Genomic DNA, 16,251 nt, shown 5'->3' on the forward strand with positions numbered 1-16,251 from the left:
CCATTAGCGCTGAACCATCCACTTGCGATGGGTATGAATCGACATGAGGATGCCGAAACCAGCAAGCAGCGTTACCAGTGAGGTTCCACCGTAACTGATCAGCGGCAATGGCACCCCTACAACCGGCAATATCCCGCTGACCATGCCGATATTCACCATCACGTAGATAAAGAAGGTGAGCGTTACGCTACCTGCCAGCAATTTGCTGAAAGTGTCCTGAGCCTGCAGGGTAATGTAAAAGCCACGGGCGATTATCAACAGATACACCACCAACAGCAGACACACACCCACCAGGCCAAACTCCTCGGCCAGCACCGCAATAATGAAGTCGGTATGCCCTTCCGGGAGGAAATCCAGATGGGACTGCGTGCCCTGCAACCAACCTTTGCCAAACACTCCTCCAGAGCCGATCGCCGCTTTCGACTGAATGATGTTCCAGCCGGCTCCCAACGGGTCACTTTCAGGATTGAGGAAGGTCAGCACCCGACGCTTCTGATACTCATGCATGACGAAAAACCACATGGCCGTGGCCAGTGGTGCGAGCAGCAAAAGCGCGCCGATGATGTAGCGCCAGCGCAGGCCAGCCATCAGCAATGCGAACAGACCCGCAATCGCCACCAGCAGCGAGGTGCCCAGGTCGGGCTGCTTCAGAATCAGCACAACCGGCACCAGAATGATAGCCAGCGTAATGCAGATCGATTTCAGCGTCGGCGGCAGAGCATGGCGCGCCAGATACCAGGCCACCACCATCGGCATAACCAGTTTCACCAGCTCCGACGGCTGAAAGCGCATGAGGCCGGGAATGCTCAGCCAGCGCTGTGCCCCCTTCGCTTGCACCCCGACAAGTTCCACCGCAACCAGTAACAACACGCAGAGGATGTAAGCCGCCGGCACCCAGCGCTCCATAAAGCGCGGCTGGAACTGAGCTATGACCAACATCACTGCTAGACCCACACAATAGGCTGCGGCCTGCCGGTAGAGCAGCGCCATATTCATGCCGCTGGCGGAATACAAAACAAAGCCCGCCACCGTTGCCAGCACCAGAATCAACAACAACAGCCAGGGATCAACGTGAATGCGTTGCCAGATCGGCTCGCGACGACCGAGTGCCGGACGGCTTCCCAGCCGAGCTCCTGTGACCGCCGCAATCAAACTTTTCATGGTTGCGCCTCGACGGTGAATACTTCAGGCTCCGGGTCAGGCAACAGCCAGGCATCGAACAGAGCTCGAGCCACAGGCGCGGCGACGCGGCCACCGGACTCGCCATTCTCTACCATCACCGCCACCGCGATACGCGGTGACTCGACAGGGGCAAATCCGACAAACAACGCATGGTCTCGATGCCGCTCACGCAACGCCGCCGAATCATATTTTTCCCCCTGAGCAATCGCTACCACTTGAGCGGTCCCGGTTTTACCGGCCATGCGATAGGGCGCATTAAGTGCTGCCGCGCGTGACGTGCCGCGCGCGCCGTGCATCACGTCTTCCAGCGCTGCCTTGATGAAATCCCAGTCCTCATCATTTTTCAGCTCGATGTCCGCAGGGGTATCGACTTCCTCCGGGGGCGTGCCTTCGGCGTGCATCAGCAGCCGCGGACGTTCCCAGACCCCGCGGTTGGCTACCAGAGCGATCGACTGCGCCAGTTGTAGCGGCGTGGTCAGCATATAACCTTGGCCGATCCCGGTAATCAGCGTTTCACCGGGGTACCAAGGCTGGCGCCGGGCCTTGCGCTTCCAGTCGCGCGACGGCATCAGGCCGGCTGATTCCTCGAACATATCCAGCGACACGCGCGTACCCAAGCCGAACTGGCTCATGAAATCGTGCATGCGATCAATGCCCAGCTTATGCGCCAGATCGTAAAAATAGGTATCGTTGGAACGCGCAATCGCCAGGCGCATATCCACCCAACCATCACCCTGCCGGTTCCAGTTACGATAACGATGGCTGTTATTGGGTAATTGGTAGAACCCAGGATCGTAGACTCTGCTGGCCCGGGTGGTGACATCGCTTTCCAGGCCTGCCAGTGCAACCATTGGCTTGATGGTAGACCCAGGCGGGTACAAGCCACGCAGTACGCGGTTGAATAGCGGCTGGTCGAGGGAGTCACGCAGGGCGCCGTAATCGGTATGGCTGATACCAGTAACAAACAGGTTGGGGTCGAACCCCGGCTGACTAACAAAGGCCAGGACGCCACCGGTTTCGGGCTCGATGGCAATGATCGCGCCGCGGCGATTGCCCAGTGCTTCCTCAGCCACCGCCTGCAGACGGCTATCAAGATGCAGCGTCAGGTCCTTGCCTGACAGCGGGTCAACCCGCTTGAGCACGCGCAATACCCGGCCACGGGCATTGGTTTCGACTTCCTCATAGCCGACGGTGCCGTGCAGCAGGTCTTCGTAGTAGCGCTCGATACCGGTCTTGCCAATATAGTGTGTCCCCGCATAGGACACCTGATCGATGCGCGCCATCTCCTGCTCGTTGATCCGGCCAACATAGCCGACGGCGTGAGCAAAATGTTCGCCTAATGGATAATGCCTGACGAAGCTCGCCTGTACCTCCACCCCCGGCAGCCGGAACTGGTTGATCGCCACTTGAGCTATTTGCTCTTCGGTAAGATTGAACATCACCGGTACTGCTTCGAAGGGCCGTCGCGCCTGCGCCAACCGGCGCTGTGCGAGCTCGACGTCTTCAACAGAAAGCCCCAGGACCGAGCGCAGCAGCTTGAAATGCTGTTCTACGTCCGGTACCCGCTCGCGGGTGATGCTCAGGCTGAAGCTAGGTCGGTTCTCCGCCAGCACCACGCCATTGCGATCATAAATTCGCCCGCGGCCCGGCGGCACCGGTTGCACATGCACCCGGTTATTTTCGGACAGCGTTGTATGGTGCTCGTATTGAGTCACCTGCAGGTAATACAGGCGTGCCACCAGAATCGCCGCCAGACCTAGTACCACCACCGCCGCAAGCACTACGCGGCTCTGTACTATCCGAGCATCGGAGGAATGGTCTTTAAGATGGATCGGTCTGGCCATGGATCACTTGTGGTAAGGATGACGGTTGAGGATGGTCCAGGCTCTATACAGCTGTTCAGCCAGCAGTATCCTTACCAACGGATGAGGTAGCGTGAGCGCAGAAAGTGACCAGCGTTGATCACTGCGGGCACTGACTTCAGCAGCCAGACCCTCCGGCCCGCCTACCATCAGATTGACGTTGCGCGCTTCAAGCCGCCAGGCCTCCAACTGCCCGGCAAGCTCTTCGGTCGACCAGTTACGCCCATTGACCTCCAGCGTAACGATTCGTTCACCGGGCTGAGTGGCCGCCAGCATCAGCTCGCCTTCCTTGCGCATCAACCGGGCCACGTCGGCATTTTTGCCGCGTGTGGCCAACGGAATATCCACAAGGTCCACTGGCAGGTCAGACGGCATGCGCTTGGCATACTCCTGGTAGCCCTGCTCTACCCAGCCGGGCATACGTGACGCCACGCTGATCAAGCGTATCCGCACAGCAATTACTCGTTGGGGATTTGCTGCTGGGCGCGCCGCGACTCGGCGCTTTGCCACAGGCGCTCGAGGTCATAGAACTGTCGGGTGGCCGGCTGCATGACATGCACGACAATATCGCCCAGGTCGACCAGCACCCACTCACCGGAATCCTTGCCTTCCACACCCAGAGGCTGACAGCCTGCCGCCTTCGCCTTCTCGACCACATTGTCGCTCAGCGAGCTGACATGCCGCGAGGAAGTGCCACTGGCTATCACCATGTAATCGGTGACGCTCGTCAGCTCATGCACGTCGATGCACAACACGTCTTTGGCTTTCAACTCTTCCAGTGCGCCTTCCACCAGTTTGATCAATTCATCAATCTGCATAATCGGATTCAGATCCTTCGGTATCAGGGCCGGTACAGCCCATTGGTTTCAATATAGTCAAGTACGGCATCAGGCAACAGAAAGCGCGGCGACTGCCCGCCGGCGAGTAACGCCCTGATATGCGTCGCGGAGATGGCCAAGGGCGTCTGCGACAAACACAGGATCTGTCCGTGCTGGGCATTTGCCTGGCGTGGATCATTGATACTGCGTGCGGCAAGCAAATCCTTGAGCACCTCGGGTAAATCCTGGTCCTGCTCCGGCCGTTGCAATACGACCAGGCTGGCCAACTGCAACAGCTCTTCCCAGCGATGCCATGCCGGCAAGCCGCAAAAGGCATCCCAGCCGAGAATCATGAACAGGGTAACAGTATTGCCCAGCTCACCGCGCAATGATTCAAGGGTTTCCACCGTGTAGGAAGGTTTGTTGCGCTGCAACTCACGATCATCCACTACCAGCCCACCATGCCGGCCGCTGTGCTCGCCCACGGCCAGGCGCACCATGGCCAGACGCTGCTGTGCGGTAGCGCCGGGCTGATCTCGATGCGGTGGGCGCGCGCTGGGGATCAGCCGCACCTCATCCAGATCCAGGCAGTCGCGCACTTCCAGCGCACCGCGAAGGTGCCCGTAATGTACCGGGTCAAAAGTGCCGCCCAGTAAACCAATGCGACGAGTCATCGCAGCATCACTGGCGGATATGCCCGTCGCCAAAGACAACATATTTCTCGCTGGTCAAACCTTCCAGCCCAACCGGGCCACGCGCGTGAATCTTGTCAGTGGAAATACCGATCTCCGCCCCTAGCCCATATTCAAAGCCGTCAGCGAAGCGCGTAGAGGCATTGATCATGACCGAACTGGAGTCCACCTCGGCCAAAAAGCGCCTGGCACGGCTGAAGTCTTCTGACACCATGGCATCGGTGTGCTGGGAGCTGTAGGTATTGATGTGCGCAATCGCAGCGTCCATATCACTGACCACCCGAATCGACAGAATCGGCGCCAGGTATTCTGTGCTCCAGTCTTCTTCGGTCGCAGGGATAGCCTGGGGCACAATGGCACGGGTCGCCGGGCAGCCGCGCAACTCTACTTCCTTGCTCGCATACAAATCAGCCATGCGCGGCAGGAACTGCTCGGCAACTGCCTGATGCACCAGCAAGGTTTCCATGGCATTGCACACCCCGTAGCGATGGGTCTTGGCGTTCAATGCAATAGCCTCGGCCTTGCCGAGATCGGCGCGATCATCGACATACACGTGGCAGATACCATCCAGGTGCTTGATTACCGGCACTTTCGCATCACGACTGATACGCTCGATCAGGCCCTTGCCGCCCCGGGGCACAATCACGTCGACAAACTCGGGCATGGTGATCAGTTCACCCACCGCCTGGCGGTCTGTGGTTTCTACCACCTGCACCACGTTGGCTGGCAAGCCGGCTTCAGCCAGCCCTTGGGCGATGCACAAGGCAATAGCACGATTGGAATGAATAGATTCCGAGCCGCCGCGCAAGATGCAGGCGTTACCCGACTTCAGGCACAAGCTGGCGGCCTCGACTGTCACATTGGGTCGGGACTCGTAAATGATGCCGATCACGCCCAGCGGCACGCGCATTTTGCCCACCTGGATACCCGATGGCAGAAACTTCATGTCGCGGATCACACCGACCGGATCGTCCAACCCCGCTACTTGCCGCAAGCCTTCAACCATCGCTTCGAGCCGCGCGGGGGTGAGTGCCAGCCGGTCAAGCATCGCCGCGTCCAGGCCGTTCTCGCGGCCAGCCTGCAAATCGGCTTGATTGGCTTCGATCAGCTCGCCATGAGCCGCTTCAATAGCTTCAGCTATGGCTAATAACGCCTGATTCTTGACCGCTGTAGTGGCGCGCGCAATGACCCGCGAAGCCTGGCGCGCTTCACGCCCGAGCTGGTGCATATAGTCTGTAACCTGGTCCGCACGCATGCCTTCACCTATTGCCAGCCACGAAATCAAAAGGCGATTATAACTGTCCCTCTCGGTAGTGGACAGGGCGGACCTGCTATGATCGAGAATATACCGCTGAATTATCAATCAGATCCTCGGTGCACCACCCGGAAACCCCATTGCCTAGGGTTTATCACTCTCAAACCAGCAATAGCAGCCCGCTTGGTAGCAGCCAGCCGGCATAGGAACCGACACTGACGATGGGCGATCTTTTCACCACAGACCTGCTGAATTGGTTAGGCGACCACCGCCAATGGCTGGGCTGGTGTCTGTTCTTGATTGCCATGCTTGAGTCGCTGGCCATTGCCGGCCTGCTGGTGCCAGGCGTGGTGCTGCTGGTGGCCGTCACGGCGATGGCAGGCGCCTGGGGTATGCCACTGCTCAGCGCCATGGGCTGGGCCTTTGCCGGCGCCGTAGTTGGCGACCTGTTAAGCTTCACCCTGGGCCGGCTATTTCATCAGGACATACGCCGGCTGAGCCTATTTCAACGGCACCCGCAATGGATAGCCCGTGGCGAAGCATTCTTCCGGCGTTATGGGGTACTGAGCATCATACTGGGCCGTTTTGTGGGCCCCATACGGCCGATCATTCCAATGATCGCCGGCATGCTAGACATGCCCATTGGCCGTTTTGTACTGGTCAATCTCGCCTCTGCTTTGGCCTGGGCGCCGATCTATGTCATTCCTGGCTACCTGGCTGGGCATGCCACGCGCTGGCAGGTACCCGCTTATTTCTGGCACCAGGCGTTCGGTCTGCTGGCGGCCGTAGCCGGCATTGCTGCACTGGTATTCTTTTGCATCTGGAAGCAGGAGCGCTGGAGCAGCCTGGCGGCCACAGGCGCCTGCCTGGTGGGCTTGATCGCGCTGTCTTTCGCCAGCCCCTGGCTCGGCGTATTGGACAGCACTCTGGCGACCTGGATAGAGCATCTGACCCACCAGCCGTACCCGATCCTGAGACTGCTTGGCCCACTGGCGGATAGCGGCTTCACCTGGCTGCTCGGCCTTCTGCTTCTGCCAGGCCTGGCTTTGTGTGGCGGCAAAAGACACTGTCTATTGCTTGGCCTGGCCGCTCTGTTCAACCTGGCCGCTGACATTGCGCTGCAATTGCCGGGCGAATACCTGAGCATGTCTACCAGCCTGACGATGCTGATCTGCCTGCTGATATCCTGCAGCCGCGCGTTCAGCTTATGGGTCCGCGTGCTCTGGATTGCGGCGTCGCTGCCGGCGATCCTTGCCATCACTGCCGGCTTGCTGGGTAATCAGACCGCCGCTCTGTTCCACCTGCTCGCCAGCGGGTTAACCATTGCCATGGCCTGCCTGTTCAGCCTGTGGCTAATGGAGCGAGCCGGACCACTGCGTTCGATCCCGCCCAGAATGATTGGCATCCTAATGCTGTTGCCGCTGCTGGCCGCCCTGCTGAGTTTGTCAGGCCTGCATCAGTTCCAGCCACTCACTGATCTGTTGTAGCCGCGCGCTGGGCGACTCAATGGCCAACAACACTGATTTCTGGTCCAGCGAAAACGGCAACAGGAACGCCAGCTCATAACTGAGCTGTTGCTGACTGTCCGCCAGTGGCGGCAGGCCCAGACCTTCGGCTATGGGATGATCCAGCAGCGCCGCATGCAAGGCTTGCAGATCCTCATGCTCGGCATTCAGGACCTGATCAGGTTGCTCCTCAAGCCAGACCACGTTGGCGTTCACCAGGCCATCCGGCGCCACCTCAACGTCGCTGACCCGACCCCGTCGCCGCCCTTCAACGCGGATGCCGAGCAGGCCGTTATCACGCTGTTGCCAATCCACTATGGCCGCCTCGCAGCCGATCGCGGCAAATCGCAGGTCGCCCTGGCCTGACTCCGGCCCGGACTCCAGCGGCATGATCAAAAACGCTTCACCCTGCTTGAAGCAGCGGCTGACCATATCCAGATAACGGGCCTCGAATATTTGCAGATCCATTATGCAGCCAGGCAGCAATATGCTTTTCAACGGAAAAAGGGCACGTCTGTCGGTCATGCTTACCTCAGTGGACTATTGATCAAAGTATTGGCTAATCAAGGTATCGGCCAACTAGCGCCGCCGGCGCTGCGGACGCAGCATTCAGCATACCTATTTAAGGGTCAGACGATTGACCCTGCCTCACGCCCTTGCAAACATGGCAAAAGAACAGGACTTATGTCTATATTTCTATGATCATTCATTGTGAGTGATCGTTTCATCGGCCTAGGGCCACAACAATAACAGAGCCATGGAGAACGCCATGACAGCAGCAGTACCCGCATCCGAACTTAAATCCTTTATAGGCAAAGACATGGGCCATTCCGAGTGGATGACCATCGATCAGGAGCGCGTCAACCAGTTTGCAGAATGTACTGGCGACCACCAGTTCATCCATCTTGATGAAGAAAAGGCCAAGCAGACCCCGTTCGGCGGCACCATCGCCCATGGTTTTCTGTCGCTGTCCTTGCTGCCGGTCCTGTCGGCTGGCCTGCTGGTCCGCCCAGAGGGCCTGAAGATGGCCGTCAACTACGGCATGGATAGCCTGCGTTTTATCCAACCCGTGCGCGTTGGCTCACGCGTGCGCCTGCACGTGAGCGTGGTGGATGTGACGGAGAAAAATCCTGGCCAATGGCTGGTCAAAGCCAAATCCACGCTGGAAATTGAAGGCACTGAAAAGCCCGCCTTTATTGCTGAAGGGCTGACTCTGTACTTTGTTTGAAGATGAAGCTTGAGCACGAACCGGGCGGAGTCTAATCCGCCCGTTGTTCTCGCTCTTCGCCCCAGCGCGCTAGCAGCTCCTGGGGTATATCCAATTGATTCAAAATCCGCGCGACAACAAAATCTATCAGATCTTCTACTGAGGCTGGCTGGTGATAAAATCCCGGACTGGCCGGCAAAATGACAGCGCCCATCTGACTCAGTTTCAGCATATTTTCCAGATGCACAGTCGAGTAAGGCGCTTCCCGGGGCACCAGAATTAATTTGCGCCGTTCTTTTAGCGCAACATCTGCCGCACGCTCGATCAGGTTGTTACTCGCACCAGTGGCGATCGCCGAGAGACTCCCGGTCGAACAGGGGCACACCACCATCGCACTCGGCGCACCGGAGCCAGAAGCGACCGGGGCCATCCAGTCCTGCTTGCCAAATACGCGAATCTGTCCGGGGCGCGCGCCATAATGTTGCGTCAGGAAGATCTCCAGCGCCTGGGGCTTGGGTGGCAGCGTCAGATTGGTTTCCGTTGCCACTACCAGCTGAGCGGCTTGCGAGATCATAAAGAACACCTCGACCTCCGCCTTGACCAGGCACTCAAGCAACCGCAAGGCGTACTGAGCGCCTGAAGCGCCGGTCATCGCCAGCGTGACGCGCTTAGTGCCCACACTGCACCTCCAGAGCCTGAATCAACCGCTGATGAATTCCGCCGAATCCGCCGTTGCTCATGATGACAATCCGGGTGCCCGGTTTGGCCTCGGCCACCAGGCTACTGATGATGCCGTCTATGTCGGTATCAATACTGGCCGGCACCGGACTCTGCTCCACCACTGCCTCCAATGACCAGTCCAGCCCCGGCGGCTGGAACCAGATCACCTGAGTAGCGCTGCGCACACTCTCGGCCAGCGCCTGGGAATGCCCACCCAGGCGCATCGTATTGGAGCGCGGTTCGATCACCGCAATCAAAGGCGCATCGCCAATACTGGCGCGCAAACCCGCCAGGGTGGTCTCGATGGCGGTCGGATGATGTGCGAAATCGTCATATACACTCACGCCATTGATCAGCGCCAGCAGTTCCATGCGCCGCTTGGCACTCTTGAATTGCGCCAGTGCGGCGATGCCTTGAGCCGGGGTAACACCCACGTGGCGAGCGGCGGCGAGCGCCGTGAGCGCATTGGCAACGCTATGCTCACCTGTCTGAGTCCACTCCGCCTCGCCCTGGCATTCGCCATCCAGCCAGACCTCAAAGCGCGAGCCGTCGGCAACCAGCAGTCGCGCCTGCCATTGCCCTCCCCTGCCAGTGGTTTGGCACGGCGTCCAACAACCCATCTCGATCACCCGCTCGAGCGCAGCATCGGCCTGCGGGTAGATGATCAACCCACTGGAAGGGACCGTACGCACCAGGTGATGAAATTGCCGCTCGATAGCTGCGAGATCAGGAAATATGTCCGCGTGGTCATATTCCAGATTATTCAGAATGGCAGTGCGCGGACGGTAATGGACGAATTTGGAACGTTTATCGAAAAAGGCGCTGTCATACTCATCGGCCTCCACCACGAAGAACGGGGTATCGCCCAACCGCGCCGACACGCCAAAATTCTGCGGCACTCCGCCGATCAGGTAACCGGGCGCCATACCGGCATGCTCGAGTATCCAGGCCAACAGGCTGGAGGTCGTGGTCTTACCATGCGTGCCCGCCACCGCCAGCACCCAGCGATCCTGTAATACATGACGGGCCAACCATTCCGGGCCGGACACGTAGGCCAATCCTTTATCCAGCACGAACTCCACCGCCGGGTTACCGCGCGACAGGGCATTGCCAATCACCACCAGATCCGGAGCAGGTTGCAGATGCTCCGGACTGTAACCTTCCATCAAGGCAATGCCCTGCGCTTCTAGTTGAGTGCTCATGGGCGGGTAGACGTTGGCGTCCGATCCGCTGACCTGGTGCCCCAGCTCACGCGCCAGAAGCGCCAGAGAGCCCATGAAAGTGCCGCAGATACCCAGAATATGCAGGTGCATGCTTTCGCCTTAGGTGCGTCCGGAAATGGTTGCCGGAATGTTACCACGGGCAACCCGGCAGCAGGACAACCCGCCAGACGGCCATGCAATAGACTGCAGATTCGGCTATTATCCGCGCCATCAGTCTTTCAGCCATTTGCCGCCAGGTATCCAATTCCACACAGGGAGTTCGCATGTCCGTTAAAAATGCCTTTTATGCTCAATCCGGCGGCGTGACCGCCGTTATCAACGCCTCGGCCGCTGGCGTGATTGAAACCGCCCGGTTGCATCCCGAGCAAATCGGCACCGTTTATGCGGGTCACAACGGTATTATCGGCGCCCTGACCGAAGACCTGATCGACACCAGCCAGGAACCTGACGAGAATATCGCTGCACTGCGTCACACACCGTCCGGTGCTTTCGGCTCCTGCCGCTACAAGCTCAAAAGCCTGGAAGCCAATCGCGCCGAATACGAGCGCCTGATTGAAGTCTTCCGCGCGCACAACATCGGTTACTTCTTCTACAACGGCGGTGGTGATTCCGCCGACACCTGCCTGAAGATTTCCCAATTGGCCGAGACCATGGGCTACCCGATTCAGGCTATCCATGTACCCAAGACCGTGGATAACGATCTGCCGATCACCGATTGCTGTCCGGGCTTTGGTTCCGTGGCCAAGTATGTAGCCACCTCCATTCGCGAAGCGGGTTTTGACGTCGCCTCCATGGCCGCCACCTCTACCAAGGTGTTCATTCTCGAAGTCATGGGTCGGCACGCCGGCTGGATTACCGCCGCTTGCGGCCTGGCCAGTGAAGCGGACGATCAACCGCCGCACATTCTGCTGTTTCCTGAGGTGAAGTTTGATCAACAAGCTTTTCTGGCACGCGTTCAACAATGCGTTGAGACCTACGGCTACTGCGTCATCGGTGTATCCGAAGGCATCAAGAACACTGAAGGCAAGTTCCTTTCGGAGACCGGTCTGACCGACGCCTTCGGTCATGCTCAGCTAGGCGGCGTGGCCCCTACTATCGCCAATCTGGTGAAGGACAAGCTCGGCTACAAGTACCACTGGGCCGTCGCCGACTACCTACAGCGCGCCGCTCGTCACATCGCCTCCAAAGTAGACGTGGAACAGGCCTACGCTTTAGGCCAGGCCGCTGTTCGTATGGCGCTGGACGGCAAGAACGCGGTGATGCCGGCGATCCGTCGCCTGCAAGACAGCCCCTATCAGTGGGACATCATTGAAGCGCCATTGAAAGATGTCGCCAACGTCGAGAAGTTCATGCCGCCGGAATTCATCACCGAAGACGGTTTTCATATCACCGACGCATGCCGGCGCTATCTATCACCCCTGATTCAGGGTGAAGATTACCCACCCTTCCGCAACGGCCTGCCTGACTATGTCCGGCTGAATAACGTGACGGTCGAACGCAAACTTCCGACTTTCAAGATCTGACTCAATCTGTAATAAAAACCCGCCGCCTGGCGGGTTTTTTTGCACTGCAGATTGAAGATTTCCAGACACTGGGGCAGGATACCTAGAGCTGACCCACCACCAACAGTGGGCCATAATCTGACCATTCCCGGGGAATACGTATGCGTATAGTGCAGGCCGATACCAGCCGTCTGGACGAAGTGACGCCATTATTTATCAAATATCGTGAATTTTATGGCCACTTGCCCAAACCAGAAGCGTCCCGTCGCTTTCTGGAGGACCGGTTGAAGAACGAACAGGCCGTGATTCTGGTAGCCGAGGATGAAGACAGCGGCAAGGTTCTGGGATTCTGCCAATTTATTCCCAGCTTCTCCGCACTGACCCTGTCGGCCAGTTGGGTGCTGAAAGGCATCTATGTAGTCGAGGAGGCACGCCGGCAGCTGGTCGCCGACAACATGCTCAACCAGGCAAAAGTCATGGCTCGCGCAGAAGGGATACAACGCATGACGGTGATGACCGGGGAAACCAATACCACCGCGCACAGCCTGTACCGGTCGCTGGGCTTCGTTGATGACGCCGAATTTCACTATTTCTCGCTCAAACTCTGACTTGCCCACGGTCTTTGTCTAACGGCGGTGCCCTGCAACCGGCACCGCCGGTCAGAAAACCCGCATCTGGCGCTCTACGACCAAGGTTTTATCTGATTACCTTGCTTATTGCTTGGTATCCCAACCCTTAAGCCCTATAATTCGGCCCAGAATTTTCCACCCATGGCCGACCCAGGTAACCCATGAGCTACGACCAGATCCCCGCAGGCAAAGATATTCCCAACGACATTTATGTCGCCATCGAAATCCCGGCCAATCATGCGCCGATCAAATACGAGATCGACAAGGACAGTAATACACTGTTCGTCGACCGTTTTATGGCCACACCCATGTTCTACCCGGCCAACTATGGCTTTATCCCCAATACCCTGGCTGATGATGGCGACCCGCTTGATGTGCTGGTGGTCACCCCGCATCCGGTTGCCCCAGGCGCAGTAATTCGCTGCCGCCCCGTAGGCGTGCTGCACATGACCGATGACGGCGGCGGGGACGCCAAACTAATCGCCGTACCGCACGACAAGCTGAGCGTGCTTTACCGCGACATCAAGGAATACACCGACCTGCCTGAGCTGCTGATGCAGCAGATCCAGCATTTCTTTGAAAACTACAAGGATCTGGAAGCCGGCAAGTGGGTCAAGATTGACCGCTGGGGTAGCGCTGACGAAGCCCGTGCGGAAATTTTAAAGGCAGTAGACGCTTACCAAAAATAAGCGTTTTGCCCCAGTAAAAGCCGGCCACAAGCTGGCTTTTTTTATGTCCGGGATTCGGTTTTATAGCACGCAGAAAAAAGCGGATAGAGACCGCAGCCTATATCCGCTTTTATGGCAACAAGCGGTATTAGAACATCATACCCAGCTTGAGGCCGACTTCATCGCTTTCGAGCTTGGTATTCGCGGTCAACTGTTCGGCATCTTCCAGCTCGTAGTTGGTCCGCTCATAGTAAAGCGAAGCCGAGATCGGCATAGCGTTCTCACGGTTGTTCCACAGCAAGGTCAGCTCGGCATAGGGGTTGGCCTTGTCCTGCATGTCCAGCGTCTCGCTGCCAACGTCTTCAACACGGAACTTGGTTTCACCGCCCATGCTGTAACGGGTACCGGCTTCAAAACGCGTAGTCACGGTCTGGCCGTGATGGTTCAACCCCAGACCCAATTTGGCAAAGGGGCTCTCGTTGGTAACGCGAGTTTCCAGGCCATCGCCTGCGTCTGGCTCAAAGCGGCTCCAGTCGTAGCCCGCACCGACGATGAAATCGGCGGAGAAATTGTTATCCAACGGTGCACGCAAACCCAGGTCGATTTCGCCCCGCGCCTCGCGCACTTCGTTGTCATCCTTTTCACCATAGTTGGCTTCAATACCGGCCTGGTAGATAAAACCACTCTGGCTGGTCAGCTTGTTACCGAAGTTGTAGAAAGCACCAATCGTGGGCATTCTTTCTTTGGAGTCATCAATCTGGCTGATGTCGGAATCGGAGCTGTATTCGTTATAGCTACCTTTAATGCCCAGATGGGACATGGGGTCCTGGGAAGAGGTGCCTTGAGCAAAAGCGAACGCTGGAACCAGCAGAACACCGAAGGTCGATGCCTTGATCAAAGAATTGCGTGACCGCATTAAATACTCCTTACTTTATGAAAATAACTATTCTTATGAATAGAATTACTCCCTCCCTCCGACCGAAGCCTATCGGGTAAGTTCTATGTTTTTCCGGCTTGATGTGCGACTTAGAGCGGTTTGCTATAATTTCGCAGCACACGAGCAACACCCTTCTTCCCTTGTAACCCCTCAGAGACCTCCCCATGGCTGATCGCTACTTCGACCAGATGGGTGCGCACTTCGCGCGCAAGATATACGCCAGCCCGAAAGGCGCAATACGTCTGGCGGTATTGACCCATGATCTGCAGGAATGGCTAACGGACATACAGGAGCCCGAGCAATCCTTGCGCGTTCTGGATGTGGGAGCCGGGCTGGGGCATATCAGTGAATGGTTGCTAGCCCAGGGGCACCGGCTTACCCTCTGCGAGCCATCGACTGAGATGCTCGACGCCTCTCGTGAACATCTGGACGCCCTCCCCTCAGCCTACCCGGTCGAATACCTGCACCTGCCGCTGCAAGACCTGCCTGCAAGGGGCGAGCGATATGATCTGGTGATTTGTCACGCGGTACTGGAGTGGCTGGTGGATCCTGCTGCGGCAATAAAGGTGCTGCAGCAGCTTTGCCTGCCCGGCGGAGCAGTGTCTCTGGCGTTTTATAATCGGGACGCGCTGGTATACAAAAACCTGATCAAGGGGCAGTTTCGCAAATTGGAGAAGAACCAGCTTGCAGGCAGTAAGCGTAGCCTGACGCCCCAGCAACCCCTGGATCCGCTTGAAGTAAACCAGTGGATCACCCAATCAGGATTGATAACTCACCAGCAAAGCGGCATACGGGTATTTTATGACTACATGCCCGCCGAGTTTCAGCTGCAGTCTACTCAAGCACAGATTATCGAGAATGAACTGCTTTACAGCCGCCATCCGGCCTACCGCAACTTGGGCCGCTACCTGCACTACTGGTTGCGACACTCGCCGCGCTAACCGCGCACGACCCGGTCGCGCCCGGCCTGCTTGGCGGCGTACAGGGCCTGATCGGCAACATCAATAAGCTCCACGCCCTGGTCCACGTCATCCGCCCGCATCACTGCCGTGCCAAGGCTAATAGTCACGTCCAGCCGATGCTCATCAACCACAACCTTGTCAGCGCGTATAGCGTTGCGAATGCGCTCGGCAATCACGGCAAGCTGATCATGGTTTCTGACCAAAGCCAGCACGCCCAACTCCTCGCCACCAAGCCTGATGGCCAGGTCCTGAGGCCGGACAGCAGCAATCAGACGTTGACCGGCTTCAACCAACACCTGATCCCCCACCCCATGACCCAGCTCGTCATTGATCCGCTTGAAATGGTCCATATCTGCGTAAATAAAGCCGACCAGGAGTTGCTCGCGTTGCGCGCGGCGTACATAGGAGGACAGCATCTGCTGCAAACCTTCGCGATTCCACAGCTGTGTTAAAGGATCCAGCAAGGCACGGCGGCGCGCATCGCTTAATTCACGCTGCAAACCCAGCAGATTCTTCTGCAGATTTCTGTACAGCAACAATGCGTTGAATACACCGTCGATCAACCGGGCAAAATCGCGCATGCTCTGGCGCTCATCTTCACTCAGCTGTCTGGGGCTGCCGTCGATCAGACAAAAGGTTCCGATTCGATGGCCCGCCGGACCGTGAAGCGGAATGCCTGCATAAAACCGAATATGAGGTTCGCCCTGCACCAACGGATTATCACAAAAGCGCGGATCCTGGAGCGCATCCTGCACCTCCATAATCGCCTCATGGTGAATTGCATGACCACAAAAGGATAACCTGCGAGGAGTTTCGGACAATGACATGCCGCGCCGTCCTTTGAACCATTGCCGGTCCCCGTCGATCAATGTGACCAGCACGGTTCGGGTGCCGAAGAGACGTTGAGCAATACGCAGCAGTGCGTCTATCTGAGGATCTGCGGGAGTATCGAGAATATGCAACTGTTCGAGATCCCGTTGGCGCTCCACCTCGTTGTCAGGCGGCATTGGCTCAAGCATGGCGGATCCTTATGCGGATAATCTTATTAGCAGCCTATAGTAGTTTAGCAGCGGCGGGGCAACCAGGTGC

At 57.7% G+C, this 16,251-nt stretch carries 16 protein-coding genes and 1 pseudogene; 6 read left to right on the plus strand and 11 right to left on the minus strand.

The window, feature by feature from the left end:
• Positions 1-3: 3 nt before the first annotated feature.
• From rodA to DT594_RS07970, 6 genes and pseudogenes are all read right to left on the minus strand, one after another.
• Entirely contained in the window at positions 4-1,161 is a 1,158-nt protein-coding gene (gene rodA, locus DT594_RS07945; protein WP_149332195.1) for a rod shape-determining protein RodA, read from the minus strand.
• Positions 1,158-3,026 (minus strand): penicillin-binding protein 2, encoded by a 1,869-nt coding sequence (gene mrdA / locus DT594_RS07950; RefSeq protein WP_149332196.1) that lies wholly within the window; start codon positions 3,024-3,026, stop codon positions 1,158-1,160. Before mrdA ends, rodA begins: the two co-directional genes overlap by 4 nt.
• Before the next feature lie 3 nt (positions 3,027-3,029).
• Entirely contained in the window at positions 3,030-3,497 is a 468-nt protein-coding gene (gene rlmH, locus DT594_RS07955; RefSeq protein WP_149332197.1) for a 23S rRNA (pseudouridine(1915)-N(3))-methyltransferase RlmH, read from the minus strand.
• Between the two features lie 5 nt (positions 3,498-3,502).
• The gene (gene rsfS, locus DT594_RS07960; RefSeq protein ID WP_096348383.1) at positions 3,503-3,862 is read right to left on the minus strand and encodes a ribosome silencing factor; all 360 of its coding nucleotides are present in this window, start codon (positions 3,860-3,862) and stop codon (positions 3,503-3,505) included.
• A pseudogene (gene nadD, locus DT594_RS07965) lies at positions 3,852-4,578 on the minus strand (nicotinate-nucleotide adenylyltransferase). The gene rsfS and the pseudogene nadD overlap by 11 nt, the downstream one beginning before the upstream one ends.
• A complete protein-coding gene (locus tag DT594_RS07970; RefSeq protein WP_246164591.1) occupies positions 4,544-5,809 on the minus strand; it encodes a glutamate-5-semialdehyde dehydrogenase in 1,266 nt (421 codons plus the stop codon). The pseudogene nadD and the gene DT594_RS07970 overlap by 35 nt, the downstream one beginning before the upstream one ends.
• A 221-nt stretch (positions 5,810-6,030) precedes the next feature.
• Between DT594_RS07970 and DT594_RS07975 the strand changes: the two genes are divergently transcribed.
• Positions 6,031-7,296 (plus strand): DedA family protein, encoded by a 1,266-nt coding sequence (locus DT594_RS07975; RefSeq protein WP_149332198.1) that lies wholly within the window; start codon positions 6,031-6,033, stop codon positions 7,294-7,296.
• Here the strand turns inward: DT594_RS07975 and DT594_RS07980 are convergent.
• Positions 7,255-7,839, minus strand: a complete 585-nt coding sequence (locus DT594_RS07980; RefSeq protein WP_149332199.1) for an LON peptidase substrate-binding domain-containing protein — start codon at positions 7,837-7,839, stop codon at positions 7,255-7,257. The genes DT594_RS07975 and DT594_RS07980 overlap by 42 nt on opposite strands.
• A 244-nt stretch (positions 7,840-8,083) precedes the next feature.
• On the opposite strand from DT594_RS07980, the gene DT594_RS07985 reads away from it, so the two are divergent.
• Positions 8,084-8,542: a MaoC family dehydratase gene (locus DT594_RS07985; protein ID WP_149332200.1), complete on the plus strand. Its 459-nt coding sequence runs from the start codon at positions 8,084-8,086 to the stop codon at positions 8,540-8,542.
• 31 nt (positions 8,543-8,573) lie between these two features.
• Here the strand turns inward: DT594_RS07985 and DT594_RS07990 are convergent, their stop codons facing one another.
• Entirely contained in the window at positions 8,574-9,200 is a 627-nt protein-coding gene (locus DT594_RS07990; RefSeq protein WP_281290891.1) for a flavin prenyltransferase UbiX, read from the minus strand.
• Positions 9,190-10,554, minus strand: coding sequence for a UDP-N-acetylmuramate:L-alanyl-gamma-D-glutamyl-meso-diaminopimelate ligase (gene mpl / locus DT594_RS07995; RefSeq protein WP_149332201.1), 1,365 nt, complete (start codon positions 10,552-10,554; stop codon positions 9,190-9,192). The genes DT594_RS07990 and mpl overlap by 11 nt, the downstream gene beginning before the upstream one ends.
• A 173-nt stretch (positions 10,555-10,727) precedes the next feature.
• Between mpl and DT594_RS08000 the strand changes: the two genes are divergently transcribed.
• From DT594_RS08000 to ppa, 3 genes are all read left to right on the plus strand, one after another.
• A complete protein-coding gene (locus tag DT594_RS08000) occupies positions 10,728-11,987 on the plus strand; it encodes a 6-phosphofructokinase (RefSeq protein ID WP_149332202.1) in 1,260 nt (419 codons plus the stop codon).
• A gap of 140 nt (positions 11,988-12,127) precedes the next feature.
• The gene (locus DT594_RS08005) at positions 12,128-12,574 is read left to right on the plus strand and encodes a GNAT family N-acetyltransferase (RefSeq protein WP_149332203.1); all 447 of its coding nucleotides are present in this window, start codon (positions 12,128-12,130) and stop codon (positions 12,572-12,574) included.
• A gap of 182 nt (positions 12,575-12,756) precedes the next feature.
• Positions 12,757-13,284: an inorganic diphosphatase gene (gene ppa / locus DT594_RS08010; RefSeq protein ID WP_096348390.1), complete on the plus strand. Its 528-nt coding sequence runs from the start codon at positions 12,757-12,759 to the stop codon at positions 13,282-13,284.
• Positions 13,285-13,411: 127 nt separating this feature from the next.
• Here the strand turns inward: ppa and DT594_RS08015 are convergent, their stop codons facing one another.
• Positions 13,412-14,179: an outer membrane beta-barrel protein gene (locus DT594_RS08015; protein ID WP_149332204.1), complete on the minus strand. Its 768-nt coding sequence runs from the start codon at positions 14,177-14,179 to the stop codon at positions 13,412-13,414.
• 185 nt (positions 14,180-14,364) lie between these two features.
• Here DT594_RS08015 and DT594_RS08020 point away from each other — a divergent pair, with 185 nt between their 5' ends.
• On the plus strand, positions 14,365-15,141 hold the full coding sequence (locus tag DT594_RS08020) for a methyltransferase domain-containing protein (RefSeq protein ID WP_149332205.1): 777 nt from the start codon (positions 14,365-14,367) through the stop codon (positions 15,139-15,141).
• Here DT594_RS08020 and DT594_RS08025 read toward each other — a convergent pair.
• Complete coding sequence (locus tag DT594_RS08025) at positions 15,138-16,181, minus strand: GGDEF domain-containing protein (RefSeq protein WP_149332206.1); 1,044 nt, start codon at positions 16,179-16,181, stop codon at positions 15,138-15,140. The genes DT594_RS08020 and DT594_RS08025 overlap by 4 nt on opposite strands.
• Between the last annotated feature and the right edge of the window lie 70 nt (positions 16,182-16,251).

Origin of the sequence: Halopseudomonas laoshanensis (assembly GCF_008365385.1) — a bacterium.
Classification (GTDB): domain Bacteria; phylum Pseudomonadota; class Gammaproteobacteria; order Pseudomonadales; family Pseudomonadaceae; genus Halopseudomonas; species Halopseudomonas laoshanensis.